The 25,909-nt window shown below is 46.2% G+C and carries 24 protein-coding genes and 1 riboswitch; of the genes, 10 read left to right on the forward strand and 14 right to left on the reverse strand.

Going from position 1 to position 25,909, the window contains the following annotated elements:
- Positions 1–104: 104 nt before the first annotated feature.
- Positions 105–566 carry an Lrp/AsnC family transcriptional regulator gene (locus DKT73_RS03545; RefSeq protein ID WP_111637215.1) on the forward strand — a complete coding sequence of 154 codons (462 nt, stop codon included), beginning with the start codon at positions 105–107 and terminating at the stop codon, positions 564–566.
- 88 nt (positions 567–654) lie between these two features.
- On the opposite strand, the gene adhP is transcribed toward DKT73_RS03545, so the two are convergent.
- A complete protein-coding gene (gene adhP / locus DKT73_RS03550; RefSeq protein WP_111637216.1) occupies positions 655–1,665 on the reverse strand; it encodes an alcohol dehydrogenase AdhP in 1,011 nt (336 codons plus the stop codon).
- Between the two features lie 266 nt (positions 1,666–1,931).
- Here adhP and DKT73_RS03555 point away from each other — a divergent pair, with 266 nt between their 5' ends.
- Together DKT73_RS03555 and DKT73_RS03560 are read left to right on the forward strand one after the other, a co-directional pair.
- The gene (locus tag DKT73_RS03555) at positions 1,932–2,384 is read left to right on the forward strand and encodes a PA2169 family four-helix-bundle protein (RefSeq protein WP_111637217.1); all 453 of its coding nucleotides are present in this window, start codon (positions 1,932–1,934) and stop codon (positions 2,382–2,384) included.
- Positions 2,385–2,643: 259 nt separating this feature from the next.
- Complete coding sequence (locus DKT73_RS03560) at positions 2,644–4,632, forward strand: BCCT family transporter (RefSeq protein ID WP_111637218.1); 1,989 nt, start codon at positions 2,644–2,646, stop codon at positions 4,630–4,632.
- 87 nt (positions 4,633–4,719) lie between these two features.
- On the opposite strand, the gene DKT73_RS03565 is transcribed toward DKT73_RS03560, so the two are convergent.
- On the reverse strand, positions 4,720–5,307 hold the full coding sequence (locus DKT73_RS03565; RefSeq protein WP_111637219.1) for a cytochrome b: 588 nt from the start codon (positions 5,305–5,307) through the stop codon (positions 4,720–4,722).
- Between the two features lie 194 nt (positions 5,308–5,501).
- Entirely contained in the window at positions 5,502–7,181 is a 1,680-nt protein-coding gene (locus DKT73_RS03570) for a diacylglycerol kinase family protein (RefSeq protein ID WP_111637220.1), read from the reverse strand.
- 494 nt (positions 7,182–7,675) lie between these two features.
- Here DKT73_RS03570 and DKT73_RS03580 point away from each other — a divergent pair, with 494 nt between their 5' ends.
- Complete coding sequence (locus tag DKT73_RS03580; protein WP_111637222.1) at positions 7,676–8,425, forward strand: RIO1 family regulatory kinase/ATPase domain-containing protein; 750 nt, start codon at positions 7,676–7,678, stop codon at positions 8,423–8,425.
- A 68-nt stretch (positions 8,426–8,493) separates the two neighbouring features.
- Here the strand turns inward: DKT73_RS03580 and DKT73_RS03585 are convergent, their stop codons facing one another.
- The gene (locus DKT73_RS03585; protein ID WP_111637223.1) at positions 8,494–10,422 is read right to left on the reverse strand and encodes a B12-binding domain-containing radical SAM protein; all 1,929 of its coding nucleotides are present in this window, start codon (positions 10,420–10,422) and stop codon (positions 8,494–8,496) included.
- 141 nt (positions 10,423–10,563) lie between these two features.
- Positions 10,564–10,758: riboswitch (cobalamin riboswitch) on the forward strand.
- 120 nt (positions 10,759–10,878) lie between these two features.
- Here DKT73_RS03585 and DKT73_RS03590 point away from each other — a divergent pair.
- The 4 genes from DKT73_RS03590 to DKT73_RS03605 are packed head-to-tail and all read left to right on the forward strand — an operon-like array spanning position 10,879 to position 15,281.
- Positions 10,879–12,615: a TonB-dependent receptor domain-containing protein gene (locus DKT73_RS03590; RefSeq protein ID WP_198666530.1), complete on the forward strand. Its 1,737-nt coding sequence runs from the start codon at positions 10,879–10,881 to the stop codon at positions 12,613–12,615.
- Complete coding sequence (locus DKT73_RS03595) at positions 12,615–13,520, forward strand: cobalamin-binding protein (RefSeq protein ID WP_332871630.1); 906 nt, start codon at positions 12,615–12,617, stop codon at positions 13,518–13,520. Before DKT73_RS03590 ends, DKT73_RS03595 begins: the two co-directional genes overlap by 1 nt.
- A gap of 4 nt (positions 13,521–13,524) precedes the next feature.
- Complete coding sequence (locus DKT73_RS03600; RefSeq protein WP_198666532.1) at positions 13,525–14,511, forward strand: FecCD family ABC transporter permease; 987 nt, start codon at positions 13,525–13,527, stop codon at positions 14,509–14,511.
- A complete protein-coding gene (locus DKT73_RS03605; protein WP_111637225.1) occupies positions 14,508–15,281 on the forward strand; it encodes an ABC transporter ATP-binding protein in 774 nt (257 codons plus the stop codon). Before DKT73_RS03600 ends, DKT73_RS03605 begins: the two co-directional genes overlap by 4 nt.
- A 1-nt stretch (position 15,282) precedes the next feature.
- Here the strand turns inward: DKT73_RS03605 and mtgA are convergent, their stop codons facing one another.
- Positions 15,283–15,960, reverse strand: a complete 678-nt coding sequence (gene mtgA / locus DKT73_RS03610; RefSeq protein WP_111637226.1) for a monofunctional biosynthetic peptidoglycan transglycosylase — start codon at positions 15,958–15,960, stop codon at positions 15,283–15,285.
- 200 nt (positions 15,961–16,160) lie between these two features.
- Here mtgA and DKT73_RS03615 point away from each other — a divergent pair, with 200 nt between their 5' ends.
- Entirely contained in the window at positions 16,161–16,850 is a 690-nt protein-coding gene (locus DKT73_RS03615; protein ID WP_111637227.1) for a metal-dependent hydrolase, read from the forward strand.
- Between the two features lie 45 nt (positions 16,851–16,895).
- On the opposite strand, the gene DKT73_RS03620 is transcribed toward DKT73_RS03615, so the two are convergent.
- From DKT73_RS03620 to DKT73_RS03630, 3 genes are all read right to left on the reverse strand, one after another.
- A complete protein-coding gene (locus DKT73_RS03620) occupies positions 16,896–17,222 on the reverse strand; it encodes a helix-turn-helix transcriptional regulator (RefSeq protein WP_111637228.1) in 327 nt (108 codons plus the stop codon).
- The gene (locus DKT73_RS03625) at positions 17,219–18,544 is read right to left on the reverse strand and encodes a type II toxin-antitoxin system HipA family toxin (protein WP_111637229.1); all 1,326 of its coding nucleotides are present in this window, start codon (positions 18,542–18,544) and stop codon (positions 17,219–17,221) included. The genes DKT73_RS03620 and DKT73_RS03625 overlap by 4 nt, the downstream gene beginning before the upstream one ends.
- 219 nt (positions 18,545–18,763) lie before the next feature.
- Positions 18,764–19,147 (reverse strand): SpoIIAA family protein, encoded by a 384-nt coding sequence (locus tag DKT73_RS03630; RefSeq protein ID WP_111637230.1) that lies wholly within the window; start codon positions 19,145–19,147, stop codon positions 18,764–18,766.
- Positions 19,148–19,447: 300 nt separating this feature from the next.
- Here DKT73_RS03630 and DKT73_RS03635 point away from each other — a divergent pair, with 300 nt between their 5' ends.
- Positions 19,448–20,542, forward strand: a complete 1,095-nt coding sequence (locus DKT73_RS03635) for a methyl-accepting chemotaxis protein (protein WP_111637231.1) — start codon at positions 19,448–19,450, stop codon at positions 20,540–20,542.
- A 57-nt stretch (positions 20,543–20,599) separates the two neighbouring features.
- Here the strand turns inward: DKT73_RS03635 and DKT73_RS20465 are convergent, their stop codons facing one another.
- The 6 genes from DKT73_RS20465 to DKT73_RS03665 form a co-directional block, all read right to left on the reverse strand.
- Complete coding sequence (locus tag DKT73_RS20465) at positions 20,600–20,839, reverse strand: DUF2256 domain-containing protein (protein WP_332871631.1); 240 nt, start codon at positions 20,837–20,839, stop codon at positions 20,600–20,602.
- 61 nt (positions 20,840–20,900) lie between these two features.
- Positions 20,901–21,650, reverse strand: a complete 750-nt coding sequence (locus DKT73_RS03645) for a DUF481 domain-containing protein (RefSeq protein WP_111637233.1) — start codon at positions 21,648–21,650, stop codon at positions 20,901–20,903.
- A gap of 570 nt (positions 21,651–22,220) precedes the next feature.
- Positions 22,221–22,904 (reverse strand): hypothetical protein, encoded by a 684-nt coding sequence (locus tag DKT73_RS03650; RefSeq protein ID WP_111637234.1) that lies wholly within the window; start codon positions 22,902–22,904, stop codon positions 22,221–22,223.
- A 13-nt stretch (positions 22,905–22,917) separates the two neighbouring features.
- Positions 22,918–23,610, reverse strand: coding sequence for a hypothetical protein (locus tag DKT73_RS03655; protein WP_111637235.1), 693 nt, complete (start codon positions 23,608–23,610; stop codon positions 22,918–22,920).
- A gap of 3 nt (positions 23,611–23,613) precedes the next feature.
- A complete protein-coding gene (locus DKT73_RS03660) occupies positions 23,614–24,255 on the reverse strand; it encodes a hypothetical protein (protein ID WP_111637236.1) in 642 nt (213 codons plus the stop codon).
- A gap of 238 nt (positions 24,256–24,493) precedes the next feature.
- The gene (locus tag DKT73_RS03665) at positions 24,494–25,882 is read right to left on the reverse strand and encodes an aminotransferase-like domain-containing protein (RefSeq protein ID WP_111637237.1); all 1,389 of its coding nucleotides are present in this window, start codon (positions 25,880–25,882) and stop codon (positions 24,494–24,496) included.
- Positions 25,883–25,909: the final 27 nt, after the last annotated feature.

The raw sequence follows: 25,909 nt of genomic DNA on the forward strand, positions 1-25,909 counted from the left end.
AGCCTACCTAATGCACGAGAAATTACTTTGCTCTTTTCCTTGAATATTAGCGAACTTAAGAAATACTATTTCTAATAATAGATACATTAGAGAGGAATCTTTCAATGGTGGCTTTGGATAAGGTAGACACTGATATTGTTCGACGTATGCAGCAAGATGGCAAATTGACGAACGCAAAGCTAGCCAGTGAACTTTCGTTGAGTGAAACACCTTGTTGGCGTCGACTAAAGCGTCTAGAGGAAGAAGGCATCATAACCGACTATCAGGCGAATCTAGATCGTCGTAAATTGGGTTTTGGGGTCATGGCGTTTGTGCAGCTGACCTGTAATCAACATGATGAAGACACCACGCAAGCCTTTGAAAAGCTCATTCAGCAGTGTGACAATGTGTTGTCGTGTCATAACACCACAGGCGCGGCGGATTTTTTACTGCAAGTGATCGCCAAAGATTTAGACGATTACAGCCGTTTTGTCGACCAAGTGCTTAGAAAACTGCCCGGTGTATCGGCTATTGTCTCGAATATATCTTTACGAGAGCTCAAAGCGTCAACGCGATTGCCCGTGTAACGGCTGTCATTTAAACGAAGACAAAGACAAGAAAAAGCCAACCGTTAAGCGTTGGCTTTGATGTTTCAAGCGAGAGAAAAACGAGGTATTACAAGGTCATTACGATACGGCCAGTAATGTCACCTTTTTCCATGTCAGCAAAGATGTCATTAATATCATCGAGTGTTTTTTCGGCGATAATGGCTTTGACCTTGCCGCGTGCGGCAAATTCCAAGCACTCTTCCAGATCTTTACGAGTACCAACGATGGAGCCAACTACGCTGACGCCATTGAGCACTGTGTTGAAAATTGGCAACGGCATGTCCTCTGGAGGCAAACCAACCAAGACACATTTACCGCCACGTCGAATGACGTCATAGCTCTGTCTGAAGCCTGCTTTGCTGACCGCAGTACAAACGGTGGCATGAACACCTGAGGTTGTGTCTAAAATCTCTTTAACAACATCATCGGTTTTGAAATCAAAGAAATATTCTGCACCTAATGACATCGCTAAGTCACGTTTGGCTGCGCCCGTATCGACAGCCACCACTCGAAACCCCATGGCAACGGCGTATTGCACGGCTAAATGGCCTAGACCGCCAATACCAAACAGAGCGACCCAATCGCCAGGTTTTGCGCCAGAGACTTTGAGCGCTTTATAGGTCGTCACACCAGCACAGAATAACGGCGCTGCTTCAACATAACCTAAGCCTTCCGGTACTTTAACCACATATTCAGCATGAGCCGCGCAGTATTCAGCGTAACCACCGTCGACGGAATAACCAGCATTTTGCTGCGAAAGGCATAAATTTTCGTTGCCTGTTAAGCAATACTCGCAATGTCCGCAGGCGCTGTACAGCCAAGGGATGCCGACTCTATCGCCCAAGGTCAAATGCTTTACCGCACTGCCGACTTCAACAATCTCGCCAACGCCTTCATGACCCGGAATAAAAGGAAGGGTCGGTTTAACAGGCCAATCTCCATGGCAAGCATGTAAATCCGTATGGCACACCCCACAAGCATGAATCTTAACGAGTACCTGATGTGGTTCGATCTTAGGTTTAGCGACCTCTTCAATGTTTAGAATGGCACCAAATTTACTGGCTACAGCGGCTTTCATAACAAACTCCATCTTTTGATTTAATTAGTCGTAGTGCTATGTGGTCATGGTGTCATAGATGAAGAAGACAGGAACTGCGCTAGATCAAGAGTTGCGTTTTAATTTTCTATAAGAAAAAGAGGCTCAGTTGTAGGGAGAATCTCTACTTTCTGCAAAAAACATGCAGCCTCAGTGCATCTACAGAAATACGGTTGTTTTTAATCCAGCCATCGCCAAGTATGTATGTAGCAATACGGAATAAAAGTAACGCTAATTAGGAGGAACATATGCAAAATCAAACTGCACAAGCCCACCACATTACAGACATTATTAAAGTGATGAACGGCGGTATTGAATTCTACCAAGAAGCGAAAACCAAATTAGATGACAGCACATATAACGCTTTTTTTAATCGCATGATTGGCGCTAAAGCGGAAGCGGTTGATGAGCTGCAGCCATTCGCTGTCGATCAGCAAGGTGAAGTAGAAACCGATACCAATAATCTAGTCAAAGCGCGCCAAACTTATACTAAGTTGATGTCAAAGATCTCCAGCGAATCGACTGCTTTTACTTACATTGATCAGTTAGAAGAAGTGGAAGACAAGGTGCTCGAAGAGCTTGATTTAGCGCTTGAGAGAAAACAAACGCAAGATTGTGAAGTCACTTTGCGCCGCGTTAAAGTTAGAATGAAAGAGTGCCATGACGAAATGAAAGCACTGCAAGTAGCCGCTCAGCATTAACAATTTGTACTGGAATCAAACAGCGCTTTATTTCACCGCTTAATCTCTGTTTGTTAAAACGAGATCAGGGGGGCAGTTAAGGAAATAGTCGCTGAATACGGCGGTAATACGAAAGCCAGCATTGGCAGATTAGGGTCAATGCTGGCTTTTTTGTGTCCATTCGACAGGCTCACTTAACGTGCCATATGTTTAGATGTCTAAACATTTTCTTGCAATTATTGTCCGCTTTTGTCAAAGTATGCACAAAGGAGGAGCCTTTATGACCTATTCACAAAAGACGGCAACGGGGGCGATTTTGCTTCCAGTCTTTATTCCAACCGTTGTCGTTACCCTATTTCTTATCGTCGGAACCTTAAGTAATCCAGAGCTTGCAGGAGAAGTATTTCAAAGTGCATTGGCTTGGGTGACTAAGACCTTTGGCTGGTTTTATATGCTGGCGACCGCGATTTTTCTCGTATTTCTTGTTTGTATTGGTTTTAGTCGCTGGGGCAATATTCGCTTAGGCCCAGATCACGGAGACCCTGAATACAGTTTTCCCGCTTGGTTTGCCATGCTTTTCTCGGCTGGTTACGGGATTGCCTTGTTATTTTTTGGCGTGGCAGAACCTGTTTTGCACTTTTCCCAACCACCCAATGCGACCGCAGAGACCATTGGTGCCGCTCGTGAAGCCATGCAGATTGCGTATTTCCATTGGGGCTTACATATCTGGGGTATTTACGGCCTGATGGGGTTAGTGCTGGCTTATTTTGCGTTCCGTCATGGCTTGCCGCTGTCGGTGCGTTCGGCGCTGTATCCTCTGATTGGTGATCGTATATACGGCCCTATTGGTCATATTGTCGACGTATTTGCGATTCTCGGTACCTTATTTGGTTTGGCCACTACGCTTGGCTTGTCGGTTACCCAGATCAATGCAGGTTTGCATTATCTTTGGGAAGACATTCCGATTAATACCATGGTGCAAATCACCGCTATTGGTTTAATCACCTTAGCTGCCATTGGCTCTGTGGTTGCGGGTATGGATAAAGGGGTGAAAAACCTGTCGATTTTGAATATGGGCTTGGCTGTATTCATCATGGTGATTGTGTTTTTTGTTGGCCCAAGCATCCATATTCTTGATGCTTTTGTACAAAACACTGGTTCGTATCTGAGTAACATTGTCGAGCGTACTTTTAATCTACAGGCTTATACGCAAAGTGATTGGATTGGTAATTGGACGCTGTTTATTTTTGCTTGGACGATCGCTTGGGCACCATTTGTTGGTTTGTTTATTGCCAAGATTAGCCGTGGTCGTACGATTCGTCAGTTTATTTTTGGCGTGCTTGCGGTTCCGACTCTGTTTACCTTTTTATGGTTTGCTATCTTTGGCGATACCGCGCTGTATTTGATTATGGAGCAGGGCAAGGATGTTTTGATTGGTGAAGTGCAAGCGGATCATTCGGTGGCATTATTCCAATTCTATGATTTACTGCCTTGGTCGACTTTTTTATCAGTGATCACCGTCTTTTTGATCATTACTTTCTTTGTTACCTCGTCGGACTCGGGTTCCTTGGTGGTGGATTCATTGGCGTCTGGTGGCGCACTAGAAACGCCAGTTTGGCAGCGAGTCTTTTGGGCATCTCTTGAAGGTATTATCGCAGCAACCTTGTTATTGGCGGGTGGTTTAGGGGCATTGCAAACCATGAGTATTTTAGCGGCATTGCCTTTTGCCATCATCATGTTGGTTGCCGCACTTGGCTTATGGCGAGCTTTAGTGATTGAAGGGCATCGCGGGGCCGCGGTAGAGGCCGCAGCGACACCGGGCCGAGCCTTTAGTAACGAAGGTAGCTGGCGTAAGCGCTTAAGTACCTTGTTTAAGTTTCCTGGCGAAGCCAAAGTAAAGCACTTTATCAAAGATGTCGTGGAACCGGCCATGGAAGAAGTGCAGAAAGAACTGGCGATTCATGGTTGGAAAGCCAATATCACTCGAGAGGAAAATGGTGTTACTTTCCAGTTAGAGCGAGATGAAAAACTGGATTTTTATTACCAAGTGTTGGCTACTGAGCATGAAATACCAGAAGCTCACAGTGAAAGCAGCAAGTACGATACCCATTGGCAAGCCGATGTGTATATTCGTAATGGTGCGTTGGGTTATGAACTCTATGGTTGTAGCCAAGATGAAGTCATACGCGATCTGATTGATCAGTTAGAGCAGTACTTCAACTTCGTTGATGCAGCTCCTGGGCATTTGCCTTGGAATACAGTGTCTTAGCTAAAACAAATAATCAGCACACAAGTGCAAAGCAAAAAGCCAGTATTGACTCAATCAGTGTCAATGCTGGCTTTTTTGTTGGCTGCTTTATCCAGTCATGCGCGCTAAGATTTTATCTTTGAAGCAAAAACGGTGAATCAGTGCCATTGCTATGTGGCCTATCATCAACCCACCTAGTAACCATGAAAGCGGGCTGTGCAACAGGTCTGCAGGCGCGATCATCCACGTAATGTTGCGCTCTGCTTCTGGTAGGACTGTCATTCCATATAAACGGATTTCATAACCTTCACCATACTGGCGGAGCAGCGCAAAAACGGGCAAAAAAAGCAGTAACGCATAAAAAGCGGCATGCACGAGGCGCGCTAATTTCCCTCCAATCCCTTGTGATTGAGGCGGGCGTTGCTTCCTGTTTAGCCATGTCCATCCCAGACGGATCAAGGTGACTATTAAAATCAATAACCCTAATGATCCGTGTGGGCCTATGCTGTCTAGGAATAGGGTAAAAGTGTTTTTCCCTGTGCCACGCCATGCTAACACGATTGAGAATTGCAATATGACGAGTGCCGCCGTAACCCAATGCAATGCTCGGCTGATGATGCCGTATTGATCGCAACTGTCTTGCCATTTACGACTGCTTTGAGTGCCGATATAAGCGTTGTTTATTGGTAACGTCATTGAATCTAGAACTCCCTGAAATGTAACTTTGTCCTGAAATTGGCTTCGTGTATAAGTTAAGAATGCTCGGTATAAAAGGATTATAATGATAATCGCTATTATTTGAAGGGGTTTATTTGAAATGCTATTGTGCGGATATGACACAATGTTTTGTCAAAAATTTTTCGCGACAAAACATCGTGCTCATTTTCTCGTTAGTGCAACGCGTCCTTTTTTTCGTTAACCACGGACTCAGGCACGATGACACTGAGAGATTTCGGTCTGACAACGACTTCTAGTGTCTCTGCCTCGCGTGTTTCGCCATCTATCACGTAGTGACCGACTTGACTGATGTCTACGGTGACGCGTTGTGCTGAACGATGAAAGATACCGTTGTTGCCTTCAGGGTTATTGTTGTCTTCTGGTAAGTCACTGTCTTCGTTTCTGTCGCCCATACCAAGCATGGCTAGCTCTGCTAAGTTTAATATTTGCATGCGCTCTGGGTCTAACCAAGTTAAATCCAATTCGCCATCCATAATATTGGGGACACCTTTACCTTGCGCTAACAAGGTGGTGATAGGGGCCGCATTCGCAATGGTTAAGCTGGGCGTCTTGATGGTAAAGGGTTCTTCATCGTTGAGTTGCACGGTAAATTCATGAACCTCGTTTTGACCGATTGCTTCCCAGAGCCCTTGTAGATAGGCGAGTTGACCGCTGGTGTTTTTCTTACTGCGGTCCGCTTTCTCGATCATTTGCTGTTCAAATCCAACCCCTGCTAGCAATAGCATTAATTCGCCATTGCAGGTCGCTGTGTCGATGCGTTGCTCACAGCCGTCGATTAAATTCAAGCAGATGGTTTCTAACGGAGCGATTTTTGACAGGGTTCCGCACAACACATGACTTAAGGCGTTAGCGGTCCCAAAAGGGATAATGCCCAAGGTAATGTTCGTGCCAACTAAGGCGGCCGCAACCTCGGTTACTGTCCCATCACCACCACAAGCAATTACCATATCGGGTGACGCTTTGACCGCCTCTTTGGCTAACGCAGTGCCATTTTTCTCTGGTGTAGTGGTTTTGACCGTTACATCAAAATAAGCCGACAAATACCGTAAAATGTCATCCTGATTTTCTTCCCATTGGCGTGTACCAGACATAGGGTTAGCGATCAACCAAGCCGAATTATGAACCACTAAAAGCTTATTATCTAAAGCACGTTTTAAATGCTTAAACTGACGTTTGTTCAAGCGAGCGGTTTGGCGAATATCGCGGATCTTATCCATGATAGCATCAGGCGATGATTTGGGGTTTTGGCTGAGTAAGTACGCCGCCATCATAAAGACAGAACGGCCACGGCCTAAAGCGCAGTGAATAACAACAGAACGTCCTGTTTTACGATGTGTGTGTATCCAATTCAACGCGCGGTGGATTTGTGTATCAGACGGCACAGAATGATCAAGAATCGGAATATTCAAATAATCAATATCGGCTTGATAAGACACCCAGTTTAGTGAGCTGAACTCGGCGGTCACGTCTAATACCGCGCTGATATTAGCGTTTTTGATATCGTGAATATCCGATGGAAATAAGCGTCTCGCAAGGTATAAACCGTCATCTATTTTTTGCAATGCAGGAACCGAATCCGTGCTTCTCGCCCAGCTGTTATAGAGTTGTGTACTCCACAAAAATGGCATAAATACCCAACGAATATAGACGGGCACCGTGCCATCGGAGCGTTTACGAAAAATAGTGGGTTTATTTAGAAGGTAGGCAAGACTGACAGTGAAAAAAGACAGGGCGAACCATGCCCAAGCCAACTGAAAATACACATTGCGAGTCATAATAACCAACAATACAAAGACAGCCGTGATCAATAAATAATAGTTTGGTTTAAACAATACAACTCTCCTAGAGTCCAGCCATAGTCTAAACAGGGTAACACACCCCCTATTAAAATAAAGGCAGGGAGAAGTGAGGATGCTATAAAGCTAGGTAAACAGTGCAAAATCCGTTGCAAAGTTTTTTTAGGAGTTTGCGGGGGACTTCTAGTCCAAGTGGTATGTCGACAAATAGTTGAAACTCTTTTTTAGCGCTTTTTTCCAGTTCTGTTAGAAGCATAACGGTACTGTCTGCTAATTTTCCCCCTTTGCTAAGTAAAATAAATGTGGATTCATGCGTTAGCATTTGGCTTGAGTCAGACGGGATATCACCATAAATAATGTCTGAAATACATTAAACGGAAAAAAACTCTGTTTCATTCATCTTTGACAGATTTTCTGCATAGTTTGGAATAAAAAGGTAATGAAATGTGAGACTCATGCTCACCACTATTGCATAAAACTGACGTTTGTTAATCTCATTAACAAGACGATGACCGATGCAGGTGTCCATGATGAAAGAGCAAGTTTTGACTGCGCAGTTAGGTAAATGCTTTCCTGAACATTCATTCCATAACCATCATATTAGTGTGCTTCACAAAGGGCGCTTCGCCAATGCGATCGTCTATCGATACAAAGATGATCGTTTTGATTTAGTCATTAAAGACTTTCAACATAGTCCGTGGATTGTGAGGAAAACGGTTGCGCGTCTGTTTGTTAATCAAGAATACAAGGCGTTAGATCGCCTCAGTGGTATGAGTGGTGTGAGCAATGAGTTTCATCGCTTATCTGCTATTAGTATCGCTTATTCCTTTATCGAGGGAACGCCTTTACGAACACTCAATAAACAAAATAAGACACTGCCTAAGCTTTTCTTTAATCAATTAGAGCACAGGGTGTCTGAAATGCACCGTCGTGGTTTGGTGCATTTAGATTTACGCAACCTGGGTAATATTCTTGTCGGTGAAGATGGCCAGCCTTATTTTATTGATTTTCAATCCGCCATAACCTATTCCCGTTTTCCCAATTGGTTACAGCGTATTATGCGGGGGGCGGATCTATCGGGTGTATATAAAGCTTGGTCGGCCTTATGTGAACACCCCATGGCAAATTACAAAAAAGCGTTTTTTATCCATTACAACCAATTAAGAAAGCGTTGGATTTTTCGTGGTTACCCAATACACCGTGCTTATCTTTGGTTGTGTGGTCTTGCCAGTCAACTGCCTGGTGCCGACTTATTTCGTAATATGATGGAGAAACTGTAACAACAGGTCCTGAGGTGTTATGAAGCCCTTATTATACATACCTCGAATAGGGCTTTTCTAACATGCGATTAACTGCTGACAATCAGGTCGTTCAAGGCTTTGGTAATCAGGTCTTTTTTCACCAAGGTGCGTTTTACAGGTTTATCAAACCAGAAATCCATCGGTTGATCAAAACCGATACCGTGCATGTAGTTGTAGAGCGCTTTACGCAGTCCATCACCTAACATGTCATGATCTGTGCCTGTCGGGTCGGTGAAATCCACATCGTTTTCCGCGAACAAAATATCAGGGCGTTCCGCTAAAGTGATGCCGTACTCCTCGGGATTAATTCCAATAGGACTGTGCGCTGTGGCGGCGAATCGGTGCCAGAACGCCGATTGGAAGCACTCTTGCGCCATCATTTGTCGTACCATTTCGAGCGCATCAATGGTTTCTTGTTCGGTTTGTGTTGGAAAGCCGTACATCAAATAAGAGTGCACCAGAATACCCGCATCACTGAAGGCTTTGGTAACACGAGCGACCTGCTCAACACTGACGCCTTTTTTCATCAGCTTAAGCAATCGATCGGACGCCACTTCTAAACCACCACTGACGGCAATACAGCCAGAGTCCGCTAACAACTGGCAACGCTCAGGGGTGAAGGTCTTTTCAAAGCGAATATTGCCCCACCAGCTGATGACCACGCCGCGTTCGATTAAACGTCTTGCTAAGGCAAACAATGCCTTTGGTGGGGCCGCTTCATCGACAAAGTGGAAGCCGGTTTGTCCGGTTTCGGCGATTAATTCTTCAATACGATCCACCAATATATCGGCACCCGCAGCGTCGTAACGGTCAATGTAATCCAGTGTCACATCGCAGAAGCTGCATTTACGCCAGTAACAACCGTGGGCAATGGTGAGCTTGTTCCAGCGGCCATCGCTCCAGATGCGGTGCATAGGATTCAGCATTTCACACAAGGACAAGTATTCGGTTAACGGCAAGCCATCGTAAATGGGCGTACCGACATCGGTTTGGGGAATATCATGCAGCTCGGCGTTTTCATTGTAGTGAACATAGGGCTCGCCGTTTTCGTCTTCTGCAAGAAAGTAAGTACGCACTAACTCATCAATTTCACGCTGACCATCAAAGAATTCCAACAAGGTCATGAACGGACGTTCGCCATCGTCTAGACAAATAAAATCGACAAACTCAAACACGCGAGGGTCTTTCAGCGCGCGCAGCTCGGTATTGATAAAACCACCACCCAATACGACAGGCAAGTCAGGATTGATGGCTTTACAGGTTTGTGCAATGCGTAATGCGCCCAGCATATTGCCAGGGAAAGGCACGGTTAAGGCCACCACACTGGGTTGGGTTTCTTCCAAGTATTGCTCGACCAACTGTTCGAGAATTTCCGAACTGAAACTCGGCTCGCCCATCAGGGTATTGTAGAGATCATCAAAGCTTGGGTTAGCCGCTGCCAAACGCTCCCCATAACGGCTCACTTCAAAATACGGGTCAACGCCTTGGGTAATCACCGCCGACAAATCATTGATAAACAAGGTGGCTAAATACTTCGCTTTGTCCTGCACACCCAGCTGACCAAAGGCGGTTTTGAGTATATCGCCTGAGACGGCTTCCATCTGCGCAATGGCGTCGAACGCAGGGCCTTCTGGTAAAAAACGGCGGGAGACAATACGCAGCGCAAGACTGGAATCTTTGCCTTGTAAAAAGCGAATCACTGGCTCGACACACAGACGATAGCGGTCAAATTCAGCTAAGAAACAAAACACCGCATCGGGCAGTTCATCGTCTTCAAAGGATTCGAAGTTGTCTTCCACATGCTGACGGATAATATCCAGCGCAGGCGCTGTCATCATCTCAAGAAACAACTCAATAGCAGGATCGCGCTGCACTGCCTCATAGCCCCGAGAGCGCAAAAAGCCAGTCAGATACGCCGTCGCTGGATACGGCGTATTCAGTTGCGTCATGGGTGGGGTCATCAGAAGAACGGTCATAGCCTGCCTTTAAAATAATACCTAATCGGAATAGGTGGATTCTAGCATTTAACGCTTTTAAAGGGGTCAGGTTCCTTAAAATATAATGCCTTTAATCTGCGCTTGAAGCGCATTCATTTAGCGTTATCTTCGCTCTGTGTTAGAGTACGCGCCGTTACAGGTTGTGGACCTAGGTGTTCGCAATAATAGGGAAGTCAGTGCAATTCTGACGCTGCCCCCGCAACGGTAAAAAAGTCAAACTCTGCCAATACGCCACTGTGGTTCGCCATGGGAAGGCGGCAAAGTCTGCATTCGCAACTTTTGAGTCCGGAGACCTGCCTGTAACTGGGGGTTCTGCTTACGCTGGAACCAAATGTCATCACTGTGCGGGCGTGCTCAGTGCAACAGTAGATCTTATTTATGAAAACTCCATTTACTTCCCCTGCGTTCACGAGAACCCTCGTGGCGTGTAGTGTCATGTCCGTCGTGTCGGCTCAGGCAGAGACAACATCGGATTCATCGTCAACCTTATCGCCTTTGGTCGTCACGGCAACATCAACACCAGTGAGCACCGCCGATTCGCTTTTTTCTGTCACCGTCATCGACACAGAAGAAGTAAACGCCCAGCAAGCGCAACAGATAACCGAGTTACTGGCCGCTCAGCCTGGTGTAGATGTTAGTTCAAATGGCGGTTACGGAAAAACCACCAGTGTCTATATGCGCGGTGCGGGTGCAGAATCGACTAAGTTTTTGTTAGACGGTATTCCGCTGTATTCCGCAACGTCTGGTGGGGCGCCCTTTGAGAACATTCCGACCTCCTTGATTGATCGCTTAGAAATTGTTCGTGGGCCGAAAGCCACGCTGTACGGCGCGGATGCGGTGGGTGGCGTGATCCAGATGTTTTTACCAGAAGCAGGAGACGAGCCTGAAGCGAATCTCGCCATCGGAGTGGGGTCGTTTAATACCAAAACAACAGAGGCAACCTTAGCTGGCTCCCACGAGAATACTCAGTACCTCTTGTCGGCAGGAATCTTTGAGACCGACGGTGACATAGTCAAAAAAGGGGAGGAGGCTCAAGGTTATCGCAATGAAAATATACTACTCAATGTTGGGCACCAATTTGATAGCGGAGCACGTATCAGCAGTTTGGTAATGAACAGCGCAGGACGCAATCATTACGTGGGTGACGAAAGTGATTACCAGGTACAAGTGATTGGTTTGGGAGGCAGCTTTCCCGTGACGGACAATTGGGAGACAGAGTTCAAAGTTTCTCAGGCTCGCAACGACAGAACCACGGTGTCCTCTGCGGAAACCTACGCGACGACAACACAAACGGCTCGTTGGAGTAACACGGTTTGGGCAGACGATCATGAATTTGTATTGGGTGCGGAAACTTCAGAAGACAGTGTGGAAGTCACGCGGTATCAAGCACCAGATCGTCGCAATGACGCGGCTTTTGCCCAGGCCTTGTTTGATTTTGGGGTGACCAGTTTACAGCTCAATCTTCGCCAAGATCACAACAGCGCCTACGGTGACGCCACAACGGGTGGTGTGGCGGCGGGTTATAAGCTCGATGCGGTTCATCGACTGCGCGCCAGCTATGGCGAAGCTTTTGCCGCGCCTACGTTTAATGACTTGTATTATCCCGGTAGTGGTGATCCCACACTGGATGCCACACGCTCTAAGACTGTGGAAGTGGGAATTCGAGCTGATTATGGTGACCGATATTGGGATGTGGCCGTGTTTGATGCCGCTTATGGTGATCTTGTGATTTGGTCTAACTACACAGGGTCTTGGAAAGCTTACAACGTAGATTCTACGGCTCAGGGGATCGAGTTATCGTCTGGTTTGACGCTGGAGCAATGGCGACTTGGTGCGGCTTTTACATGGATGGACGCAAAGGATGATAAGACAGGTTTTCAATTGCCCAAACGTGCTCAGCGTAGTACCCGTCTTAGTCTAGATCGTATGTTTGAAAAGAGTCAAATAGGCATGACCTTGATCGGTGCCAACGGCCGTGCGACGACTTTAGGCAGCGATGAAATGTTGCCAGGGTACGTCACGATGGACTTGCGTGCTAGTTACGATTTTGCCCGTGATTGGAACGCCGAGCTGAGCATTAAAAATGCCCTGGATAAAGAATACCAAACCGCCAAAGATTATATCAATCCGGGGCGTGGTGTGTTCTTAACTGTTAACTACATGGCGTTCTAATGACGATGATTCGACGTATTTTACGGGACGTCACAGTAGCATTTGGGTTAGGTGGTTGGGCATGCGTGCCCGCTGCCTTTGCCGATGCTATTTGTGTGCTGGATGACCGTGGTCAGACCGTGTGTCTTGAGCAAGCGGCAACGCGTATCGCAGCCTTGTCACCGGGAGCAACCGAGCTGATCTACGCGGCAGGTGCCGGTGACAATGTGGTGGCGGTGGTGTCTTATAGCGATTACCCTGAAGCGGCAAAAAGTGTTACCTCAGTGGGCAGTCATACGCGTTTAGATCTAGAGCGTTTGCTGAGCTTGCAGCCAGATTTAGTGCTGGCGTGGGGCACGGGCAATCCTTCTGAGCAGATTGATACGTTAGTACGGTTGGGATTGCCCGTGTATTACGTGGAGCCTTATGAGTTCGAAGACATTGCCCGCACGATTGAAAACATGGGCAAATTGGCCGGCACTTCAACCGTGGCCGATGCGCAAGCAACACGCTTTCGTACCGGAATACACAACTTACGTGATCGTTATCAAGATGCCTCGCCCGTGCGTACTTTTTATCAAGTTTGGGCGGAGCCACTGATGTCGATGAATGCGAGCCATTATATTAGCAAGGTCGTGAGCCTCTGTGGTGGCATCAATGTGTTCGCCGATTCACCGCGTTTGATTCCTCGACTGAGTCAAGAAGCGGTATTACTGGAAAACCCAGAAGCCATAGTGACTGGGGGAATGGGAGAGCAGAACGCGGCTTGGTTAGATCCATGGCGCGCTTTTCCTAATTTGCTTGCGACTCAAAAAGACAATTTATTCTTTGTGCCGCCGTCGCTGATTCAGCGGCCAACACCGCGTCTATTAGAAGGCGCCAACATCCTTTGTGAAAAACTGGATATCGCCCGTGCTCGACGTTAAGCCTATGTCATTATCAAGTCGCTATAGCATGCTGTTACCGCTGGTGATATTGGCGTTCATGTCGTTGTTGAGTATGGTGTTTGCTATCACGCAGGGCAGTGTGAGTTTATCGTTTTCTGCGGTTTGGCAGGCTTTGTTAGGACAAGGATCGACACTCAATCAAACCTTGGTGGTGGAGCTGCGTTTACCCCGCGTGATGGCGGGGTTTGCGACGGGCGGATTATTGGCTGTCGCGGGGGCGTTAATGCAGATTCTACTGCGTAATCCGCTGGCCGATCCGTATGTGCTCGGTATTTCTGGCGGAGCTTCGGTGGCGGCTTTAGCGGCGATTTTGCTGGGCATTGGCGGCGTATTCATGTCAGGTATGGCGTTTATTGGCGCGGTGTTATCGACATTGTTAGTGTTTGGCTTATCCACCCGTTTGGGCAGCACTGCGCCCATGCGTTTATTATTAACTGGGGTGGTGATTGCTGCTGGTTGGGGAGCGTTAATCACCCTGATGTTAGCCTTGGCACCGCCCCATAAAATCCCTGGAATGCTGTACTGGTTAATGGGCGATTTGTCTTATGCCAGCACACCTTGGATTGCTTGGTTGGTGCTGATTCCGACCTGTATGGTACTGATGCCGCTGGGACGAAGTCTTAATGTGTTGGCGCGTGGGCCTTTGCAAGCGGCAGCACTGGGGGTCAATGTCAAAAGTTTAGAGCGCTTGGTGTTTCTGCTAGCCAGTTTGCTGACCGCTATTGCCGTGACAACGGCAGGCAGCGTGGGCTTTGTGGGCTTAGTCATTCCGCATATGTTACGCATGGTGCTGGGCAATGATCAGCGGCTCATCTTACCCGCTAGTGCGTTGGCGGGTGGTTGTTTGGTCACGCTGGCAGATACTTTGGCTCGTACTGTGATCGCCCCAGAACAACTGCCCGTGGGCGTGATTACCGCATTACTGGGTGTGCCGACATTTTTGTATTTGTTGCAACGGGGGCGTTTATGAGCCAGCTTGTGTTAACCCAATTGTTGGCTGCGATACCCAATAAGCCACCACAGCCTGAAAATGCTTTATCCCTGAGTTTTCGTGCAGGACAAATGTGGGGCATTTTAGGGCCCAATGGCGTGGGCAAAACCACCTTGTTGCATACGCTGGCGGCGTTGAAATCCCCCACTTCTGGAAGGGTTGAACTCAATCGACAACCCATTACTCAGCTGCCTCGTTTAACGCTGGCACAGCAAATCGGCATCATGTTTCAAGAGCATCAAGATGGCTTTCCCGCTACTGTATTAGAAAGTGTTTTGTTGGGCCGCTTTCCGCACTTATCTCCTTGGGAAATGGAAAGTGAACAGGATGTGGCGTTGGCTTATGCTGCATTAGCCCGTTTGGATTTGATGGATTTTGCGCAACGTCCGTTGAACCATTTATCGGGTGGCGAGCGTCAGCGTGCGGCATTGGCCGCTTTAATGGCCCAAGCACCCGATGTATGGCTGGTGGATGAACCGACTAATCATTTAGATTTGCATTATCAAGTCGTGGCCATGGGCTTACTGGCCGAACAAGCCCGTCAGGGGCGAGTGGTGGTGATGTCATTACACGATGTGAACGTGGCGGCTCAATGGTGTTCTCATGTGTTGCTCTTATACCCAGATCGACCGCCTATTTGGGGCGACGCCGCCAGTTTATTAACGCAAGACAATCTAGAGCCGTTGTATCGTCAGAAACTCGCCATGACAAGATTAAATGGCAAGCCACTGTTTGTGCCTGTCGCCTGATTTACTCAATAATCGATTTTAAATAGTCAGGTCCCAGCTGCTGCATTTGCACTTCAACCCAGTCGACCCTTTGGCGAAGGTAATAGGTTAAATTATTAGGGCTGCGAGTGCGTGGGCTGGGTAACAGCACAGCAAGTCGTGCGGCTTGGTTCATGGTCAGTTTGCTGGCGGAGCGACCAAAATACTGTTGGCTGGCGGCTTCGACACCGTAAATGCCTTTGCCAAATTCCGCCACGTTTAAATACACTTCTAAGATACGTTTTTTACCCCAAAGCGTTTCAAGACCCACGGCTAAACCGGCTTCTAAACCTTTGCGAATAAAACTTCTGCCCGACCACAGAAAGAGATTCTTTGCGGTTTGCTGTGTAATCGTGCTGGCACCACGTAGACCGTCGCCTTCATCGTATTGGCTGAGTGCTTTACTGATCGCCGCAAAATCGACACCAAAGTGATCTGGAAAGCGCTGATCTTCGGACGCCACCACCGCCAGTGGCATATGAGACGGCAGTTTATCTATGCTGATCCACGTCTGCTTTACTGGATAATCGCTTTGCAACATAAATGCGGTAGTGGGGATTGGCGCAAAGCGAAACACCAGTAAAACCAGAATCAGCAATAGCAGAACACACCACAGAAGGGTCCAAATTTTTCTCAAAATACCGCGTTTACGCTTTGCCATCGAAGGTCTCTTAGTCGGTTTAACGAGGCTATTTAGCCTATTGCTTACCTAAGTATAAACAATAAAGAAGCGAATCTTTAAGGAATCTTTAACCTAGTGTGCGCAGATTCTAGATCTTGATTCCTGTAGCATGCGCCCATCGAAACGTTACCCTCCGAAAAAGAGGATTTTATCTTATAAAACAACAAGGAACATGCTAGATGGCTGATTTCAAAACCCACGTTACCGTGGCCGCCATACTCAGTGCACCAATGGCCGCGAGTGCCTTTATTTTGGGCTACGCCAATATGAACGACGCCATTCTTTACGCTTTGGCTGGAACGCTGGGAGGCTTGTTACCCGATATAGACGCCGATGATTCAGCGGCTATTCGACTGATATTTCGGCTGTTTGGGGCTTTGGTCGCAGGGCTCGCCATCGCTTTTTCGATGGATAAGTTGCTGCATTGGCAAGTACTCGCTTTGGCGATAATGAGCTATCTCGTCGTGCGTTTCCCAATTCAATGGGCATTTGAGCAATTCACCGTACACAGAGGGACGCTGCACAGTGTACTGGCCAATATCATGTTTGCGGCGCTTGCCGTGCCTACCGCTTATCACTTGTTTGCACTGGAGGCAAAAACCGCTTGGGGCATTGGCGGTTTTATCTTCCTCGGCGCGACCATTCACCTCGTTCTTGATGAGTTATATAGCATCGAACTGTCTGGGATGCGCATTAAACGCTCGTTTGGCACGGCCATGAAGCTCACCGACTGGGGTGAACCACTGGCTTCAGTGCTGTTAGTGCTCGGCTGTGCGGTGGGCTACTGGTTCAGCCCAAGTGCAGATGCTTGGCTTGATGCTTTTGCTTGGTGGCCGGAGTCAGCACGTTTAGCTGAGTGGATAAAGTAGGGGTTTGATTAGCTTGATTAATTATGAAACTAGAGCGCCATAATATTATTTCACCTTTAAGTCGCCATCAAGCTGAGCGCCAGCCATTATATGCTTCGCGACATGAGGATGAATTGGCGTTAGTCCAGATTTCATTCCCAGAGGCTTGAACACCTTGTCGATAATGCTCTGTACTTGACTGCCTTTGTCTTGCTCTATATCGGTCAAGGTGCGACGGCTCACGCCCACTAATTCTGCGTAGCGAGTTTGGGAAAAGCCCAGTACCTCCTTGCGAAGGCGTTTTAACATTTGTCCTTGGGTGAGTTCCCCCAACATGTGCTGCTGTAGAAGCTCTACTAATAAAGCTTGGCGTTCGGAAGCTGTCATGTTCATAAAAGATCCCAACGTGCTAGTTTCGTTTCTAACCATTTAACTTGAATAACCTCTAAAATATGTTCAGGCACACCTCTCGCTTCCAGACGTTGTTGTAAACCAATAAGCTTGCTTGCGGTTTGTTTTAGTGCTGAGAATGAAGTGTCACACGGGCATAAATCATTAAGCTCTTCTGTAATGGCTTGCCAACGGTATTCACCGCCTTCTTCAAATGGTGATCCCCATTTTGTGGTTCTAGTGATACCTTCAGGATCTACTTTCATTGGTGCAAAGTCATAAATGGGTGATAACCCAATATCGCTAGGCTTTTTCAGTAGGGCAGTATTACGACCATGATTATCAGAATTGCCGAAAGCGATATTGAGCAAGTCGCGGCTTAGCCATTCGCAAACAAATGCTTCTGTATCAAACTCTGTTGACTGCTTTTGTAATAAGTTACAAACAGAACGGATGACCTCAAAATGATTAAGGTAGCTCCCAGCAGGTTTGTTTAATACAGAAAAAATAGATTCCAAACCATAGCGTTCCCAGTTGCATTCATTCCAATGAGTATCAAACCTTGGAAGCCAAAGAGAAGGGTATCGGCTCCCTTCTAGTAGCTTCATGTTCCCTGTGCTGATCGTATTAAATTCCATATCTGTTAATTCATGGTAAAAGTGATATTCCGCTCGCAAAATATCACAATCATCTTGCGTTTTTCTGCCACGAGGAAACTTCACTAAATAATGGGCATCGGCAATATCATGTTGCTCTTGAAACGTATCAATCCAAATTTCTTCTTGTGCTGAGCAACGCACTAACAGTTTGGGGGCTTCGCCCCCTGCGCCCGTTGCACCACCACTAATGGCTCCCATCTCTTGAGCATATTCTAAAAAGCTAGAGTCGCGTTCGACCACATCATTTAAAGTGAATTTTCGAAGATGAAGAGTGGAATCAGCTGGTAAGGTGGGGAGAGACTCTTTTATTCTCAAATTGCCAATTGGCGCAATAGTACCTTTCTCCAATAAGGCAGTGTCTTGTTCACCAGAAGAAAGGGCTTGAAGTCCCCATAAGTCGATTAAATATCGACGGGCTGCACCAGCAGGAACAATATCTTCTAAAAAGCCAAACCAATGATCGGCTTCATGCTCAATCATAATTTGCACGGGTAGCATTAAGCTGCAAGCATGCTCATCATTAAGATCTAACCACTCGACGGAATATTCAAACTCATAACCAAGGCGACTCGGGCTAGCTGTCCCTTTTTCAGGGGTGAGTAGTTGTAGTATAGCGATATCGCGCCATTGTTGTTGAGTCAGAGCTTGGATAGTAAGTGTTTTCATCGAATGCCTGTGTGCGCATAGTTTTGCTCATTATAGTCATTAAAAGTATTTTATGAGAAGCTAATTGCTCAAAAATATCTTTAAAGGTTATTTTTGAGCATAAATTTGCTCATTTAATATTGTTTAAAATGGATTAGTGGAGCCGCTTACATCTCTGATATTAGTAATCTACTGCTGTACTTATAAAGGGTTTGTTAAGTTCAACCGTCCAAGACGGACTTAAGAAGCCATCACCCAGTCAGTCGCTTCTTTTTTACGCTTGAATACCTTGATATCCGCCGAGATAAACCAGCTTATGACGCGAATTAGCCTATTTTGCCAACGACTCTTTCCATAAATGGCAATGCGATTAAACTCACCACCAAGTCGTTGGCTCAATAAAAACTCCTCCCACGCGCTTTTTATACTCCAGCCTTCGAATTCACTAATATCAACCAGCAAGCCTGCGTAAGGGGAATGGATAGAGTAAATCGCCGCCTCTAACTGAGGCGTAATGCGATCAAAGTCTAGCTCGCTTGGGTGGCCTGAGGTTTTCATGTTAAGTAACAGCTTGTCGTTATAACGTGTTGCCTTCAGCGAAACACCGCTTTTGTAGTTAGACATAACTCGCTCCTGAATCACTTTTAATTGATACGAATACTGTAAAGCAAAGTGGCTTGCATGAAAGTTGATTAACTCAGCATAGATGGTCAACAAGCGTCGAGGAACCTACGCTTTGTGTCATGATTGTCAGCAAAGACAATAGAAAAAGCGAACCCCTTGAATGTCATTTGTTTATGGTTCTATCACCTATCTCAAAATTGAAACTGGTTGCCTAATAAACAATTGTAAAAAACATCTGTTTTGTGTTCTGATCAAAATCTTTAACAGCATGGCTCACAACAATAAGAATAGGAACTCATCATGAACGCTAGACAAAATGTGTGGTTTACTGGGTTGCTGATCACGGCAATCCTCATGGCCATCGCCTTGACAATCCAGTTCACGCTAACCGATCGTTTGCCAACGGTTATCAGTTTAATACTGCTTTGGTTGCTGACCGCCGTCGCCATATTGGCGATTGTCATCGCCCAGAAAAAAGGCCGCCAGCAAGATAAAATGCAGCAGTCTGTCACCGATGCTCTGGCTAAACACGTCTCCGATCGCACTCCGTTAACCTTGCCGACACATGCCGATGACTTTCCACTTTGGATTGATCGGTCGATTCATGCACTCATGCCGCCGAAGCAAGAAGAGCAGTACGTAAAAGAACACAATACCGCACTGCAGGGCCACATTAACGCGCTCAGTAAGATTGCAAATCAACAAGAGCAAGATCTGTCCGATATTCTTGAACGCCGCCAACACAGCGCGCCACTGATTCAAGGTGTGGCGGGCAACACCGAAATTATTGCCCAAAAAGTAGGTGCGTTGGTAAACGATGCCAATCAAGGCCAGCACAATTTACAACTGGCTGAAAATGTCCTGCAAGAATTGACTCTCCAAGTGTCTTCTACAGCGGATGTGATCAACCAGCTTTCGAATAATTCGGCACAAATCTCCTCTGTACTCGATGTTATTCGTAGTATTGCTGATCAAACCAACCTATTGGCGCTGAATGCGGCGATTGAAGCGGCCCGAGCGGGTGAACAAGGTCGAGGTTTCGCTGTCGTCGCGGACGAAGTACGCAACCTTGCGAGCAAAACCCAACAATCTACCCAAGACATTCAAGCCATGATAGAGAGCCTGCAAAAAGGCGTGACACAAGCGGTAAACAACATCGATGGTAGCGTGCAATCGGTGCAGAATACCGTCGAACTCACGAACAAAGCCGGCGAGTCACTGGCTGAAATTTGTACCGAAGTGCATGGTATTAACCAGTTGGTTAAGGAAAACTCTGTAAAACAAGTCAATATTGGCAGACTGGCCGTAGAAGTGAACGAGCGATTAAAACACCTTAATGAACGAACACTTGAAGCAAAAGCCCTGTCAACACAGCTTCAGGAAAGCGTCGTATAAAACCAGAGTGGGCGTAGAGAGCACGTAGAAAAAACAAAAGCCAAAGAAAGAGCTGGACTATACCGTCTCTTTTTTGGCTTGACGTTTGCAACGCTCTGAACAGTATTTTACCTGCGGCCAATCGCGCTCCCACTTTTTACGCCATGCAAATGGGCGCTGGCAGACAAGGCAAATTTTTTCGGGTAAATGGGGTTTTTTATGTGTCATAGTATTTTTTACGTACCCGCTAGCTGATTGGATCTCTTTTGTGATTGGGAAACGGCTAAATTGCGGGCGGATGAAAATAAGGCGCTTCATGAGGCGCAAGCCAAGCCAGAGAGCTTAAGAGTTCTCTGGCTAATGAACTCCTTCTGGTGCCTTAAAACGAATAGAGCACAGAGACAGACGTTTCTGTGCTGACTTTTTTTGTGTCTACAGGCACATCTGTTGAATGTTTGACTCGGTAGGAAAGCTTCATCGCAAGGTTGTCGACTATGTTTGCTTGAAGCGATGAAGTGGACTCTGAGATGGAGCTGCCATTCTCGGTACTGATCTCTGAGTTTAGCTCTTGTTTAAACAACGACGTACTAGAAAGGTGTTTTTCGTAGGTTGCACTGAGTCGTGCTATCGGCGTCCGCTCTGAAGAATCCGTGGCGTAGTCTTCGTCTATCTTATTGTTTCGATAACCGGCACCCACCGACGCCTCTAAATACGAGCCATCTGCTTCTTGCCAGAACCGATTACCGTAACCGGTTGAGGCTGAACTTTGGAATTCATAACCAGAAAACAAATCTTTATTGTAAGCGCCTCGTAGGTACCAAAATTGACGGTCGTTAAAAATGTAATCGGCCTGTATGGAGCTACGATACTGTTCCTCTGTTTTGACGTCGTCGGATTCGGCGTAAATGGACGCAAAGACATAAGTGTTACGCCAAGTTTTTAGCTGTTGGATGACATTGAACTTGCTATTGAGGTTGGTCGTGTCGCTGTTGCCGGATGTCAATAACACCCCTAATTCGGCAGAGCCTTGCCAAGATTTGTCGGTCTTATTCTGAGGGTTCGTTTCTGCCGCGTACGCCATTTGTGTGGCAAATATGGCCAACAAGGGTAACTGGTATCGTTGTTTCATCGGACTTTCTCCATATTTATCGGCCATTAAAATGAGAGCTGCTTAACGGCTTTTGGTGTTTCACTTATGTCACACACAACGAGGAATAACAGTACGTTCAAGTGTGTGGTTTTCAGGTGACGGCTTCTTGTTAGTGACAAACCTGTTAAAACTAGCATTTCTACGCAAGTAAATCGGCTAAACAGTTGTTTTTGCGATTTTTATTCATTATTCAGCGAATGCAAATTGGGGGCAGATGTTGAGCTATCTCAACAAAATTGTAAATTGGGATCTGGTTAAAATAGTGTAAAGAGCGGCAACTAGGTCGTCGTCGACGCCCAAGAATCATTCGTGTTAAACGATACCAAGCCTTGTTCAAAGTACATCTATCAGATGAAGAGCTAGGTCGAATACGCACAACCACCCAGTCTGAAATGGTATTGGGGAGTGACCGCTCTAAAAAAGAGATTGAAACGCTAGAGAGATTGAAACGCTAGCGGGCGGGCGAGTTTCGATTATGAAGCAAGGGTGGAAGCCAAGTCAGAGGGCGTGACTTTCATCTGTCCTGATTGTTTAATAATGGTACGTCGATTAAGTAATTAAAATGAAGTTAAACGCCTCATTAGCTTGTTTTATAGATTTGTGATCAATGTTTCTTATTATTAGTCGGCTGGCATCGTCTTCACAGTTTTTTAGGGGAATGTTGTCTTCTAGATGCTCTCGCCAATAGCCATCGGTACTCAGGTGTAGTTCGTCTGTTGGGTTTAATGAGAAGCTTAAAAAATCAGGTTTTTGGAACCGTCGTGCTTTTAATGATCGAGTGAGTAAGTGCGGATTGTGTAGCTTGTTTGGAATAGCCATTAGTTTGTGCTGACTTATGACATCATGTGGCTTGTTGATCCATTGGGTACCTTGGTTTGTTAAGGTACCAATACGACAGTCTCCGAGCCAGATGATGCTTCCTTTTAATGTATTTAAACTTATCTCTGCTAGGCAGAAACTAGCGACTTCGAGTCGGAAGTTTTGCTTTTTTAGTACGTTCTGTTTTTCTTTTAATCGCTGAGTTGCTTCGGGTTCTGAATGGAGGTCGGGATTATCTAGGAAAGTATGGACCAGTATCGTTACCCAATGCTCGGAAAAAGCGCTTGGGTTGGTGCCTTTCTCGGCAGCATCCATGATAACGATGACGAGTTTGTTATTTCTTATACCTACCGCGACAGCATCGTTGTTGTTCCTGCGTGTATTCCCTTGTCGGCTGAGCCAATCAATCTCCATATTGCATGCCTTATTATGAAATGGCCGTTAAACGCTCGTAGATGATGTCTTCCCGATTTTGATTACCGTTTGTGATGTTCTGCACGGCATAATCAAAGTCGCTAAGTGTCATCAGTGTTTGAATCTCTTGGGCTATGTAGGCTTTAACGTCTGCTGGTGCATATTGGACTTCAGCCGCTAGGCTTTCTCTGCCATCAATTAGATTAAGAAGGTCTTCGATATCTTGGCTTGCTAGTGGGTCTTGATTGCCTCGCCCTTTGTAGGCCTCAAGTTTGGTTGCAACAAAAGCGGTAGAGCTGACTACTTTGATCGAAAGTTTTTCATCTAATGCGCAATTAATGGCAGATTCCACAGCGTATTTGTACCAACGATTACTAAAGCCAAGAATCGCCTCATTGTCAGGCATAATGTCTACTCGTAGATCGCCTAGCTTCATTGCACAAATAGGCCAATCTTCTTCTGTAAGAGGTGTTTCTTTGAAACCTTTTGATTGTAGTTGTGCTTTTAGTTTGTTGTATTCTACATAGGTCATTATGCTAACAATCAGATCTACGTCTTCGGTATGTCTTACTTGCTCAACGGTCAATTCATCTGTGATCAGCAAGGCTGTTGTGCAGCCGCCGACAAAGGTTACCGTTCCCCTTAACTCATCTAATGCTAAGGCGACTTGCTTTAGCATTTCTTTTTGGACGTCTCTTGCGCTCATTGCTTACCCCAAAAAAGACTTTAGCTTGTCCTTTGCTATGTTGGTTTCCCGCGCATTGCCTAATCGTATGGAATCGATTAAGGCGAGCATGGCGTACATGTCAGGGTCTTTTTTTATTGCTAGTGTCGCTGATTTAAATAAGGGCTCAACAGCTTGTCCTTTATTCGTGCCTCTGGCATCAGGCCACACAGGAATGAGTTCCCCAGAACTTAAAATATCGTTTTGTAAGATAGGCGCAGCGAACGATGTTCCTATACCTCTAGTTACTTCGCCTAGCTTGGCAGGAAAGACATATTTAATACCTGAAATAATAAACTCAAATAGAGCTTTTTTATTGGCCCTCGGCACGCCAAATTGTCGATCTTTCTTAGCTAACCCAATGTCTATGCAGCGTCTTAGTGATTCGCTGATCTGAGTTTTGCTTATGCCTGTTTCTGCTTCAAGGTTACGAGTGGTATAGGCAAAATCACGAAATTCACTGCTTACTGTTGGGAAGAGTAACGGCTGACCAATGTCATCGCTATGGCTTTCCCAGTCTCGCCAGTCGTGAGGCCATGTGAATATACCTCTGTCTTGTGAGGACGAGTTTTCTTGGTGTTCGAGAGAGATGAGCTTTAATAGTAAACCTATATCTTGACTTTTCATCGTATTATAAAACCTCTTGTCCTGTGTCTCGGGACGCAGGACAAGCCTCATGCATATTAATACAGATTGCAAGCGCTTTTTCTTGGTATAAAAACTTAGCCTGAACTAAGCCTTCTGCAAAGTACATCCACCAGATGAAGAACTAGGTTGAACGCGCACAGCCAGCCAGACATGGCATTGGGGAATGACAAGTTTAAAGAAGAGATTGAAACGCTAACGGGCAGGCGTGAGAGATTTTTTATCTCTGCTGGTCTAAAGCCCAAGCCAATACCTCAAAGATTTTCTGGTCCGTGCATTGCGCCACATTGAAACGAAGATAATCATGGGCATTCTGAGATTGGCTAAAAACATTGCCGGGGGCGAGCACAACTCCTTTACTCAAACAATCACGCGCTAGTTGAGTGGCGTTTTTGCCTTTGGGTAATTGGCACCATAAAAACATACCGTCTTTCGGTTGAATCCAAGGCTGAATCCCTAAATTGACCAGCTTCTTTGTTGTGCTTTGTCGTTGTTTAGCAAGCCAGTGATGAAGCTTCTCCATGTGCTTACGATAGCCGCTGTCTGTCAATGTGTGTAAAACGATTTCACTGTCGAGGCGATTACCACTGAATGATGTGGCGATTTTTAAGTCCACCAGTTGCTCTATCCAATCTTGCCTCGCGGCAATGTAGCCACAGCGCACTGAAGCGGATACCGTTTTGGAAAAACTACCCATTTCAATGACATGATTTAAACCATCTAAGGCCGCTAAACGTGGTGAGCGAGTGGTTTCTAAGTCGGCAAAAATATCATCTTCAACAATAACCAGTTCCGATGCTTGGGTGAGTGTGAGTAATTTATGGGCAACATGTGGCGCTAAATGGGCCCCTGTGGGGTTATGGACACCTGAGTTGGTGAGATAAAGCCTAGGGTTGTGGTCTTTTATGGCTTGTGCAAAATGTTCTAAGTCAGGCCCATTGGGCGTGTAGGGAATTCCAATAATCTTGACTCGATGTGCCTTTAATAAAGCGTGAAAGTTAAAGTAGCAGGGATCATCGACCAGCACGGTATCGCCTGGTGAAAGGAGAAAGCGCCCAATTAAATCAATGGCATGAGTCCCAGACTCAGTGAGCATAATCTGTTCAGCAGAGACCTCAATATTGTGGTTCAACATTCGACGTTGTAAGAAATGACGAAACGCTTGGGAGCCTTTCGGAGGCGCATATTCGGTTAAATCTAAGGAATGGGTTCTGGCAAGGTTTCGCAGCGCGCGCTTTATGCCTGATTGATAGAACCATTCAGAGGGAAGCCAGCCACAGCCTGGCATCAGTGAACCTGCTGTTGACTCCAACGATTCTCGTGAGACCCATAACGGATCGATCTCCCGTGCTACTTTAGGGCCAATACGAGTGAGGTTTAAGGGCGCAATAGGGCCAGAGGTATAAAAGCCTGCTCCGGGACGAGACACAATACAGCCTTCCGCTACGAGTCTATCATAGGCTTCGACAACGGTAGAGATCGAAACCTGCATGGCTTTCGCTTGGGCGCGAACGGAAGGTAAACGCGTATTGGGCAAGTAGGACCGCGACGCGATTTTTGACTCAATATCCTTCATGACCGATTCAATTAATGTGCCTGCACGAGCCATACTCTTCCTCAATTTTCAAATTGTATT

Source organism: Marinomonas shanghaiensis (genome assembly GCF_003259175.1).
GTDB lineage: Bacteria > Pseudomonadota > Gammaproteobacteria > Pseudomonadales > Marinomonadaceae > Marinomonas > Marinomonas shanghaiensis.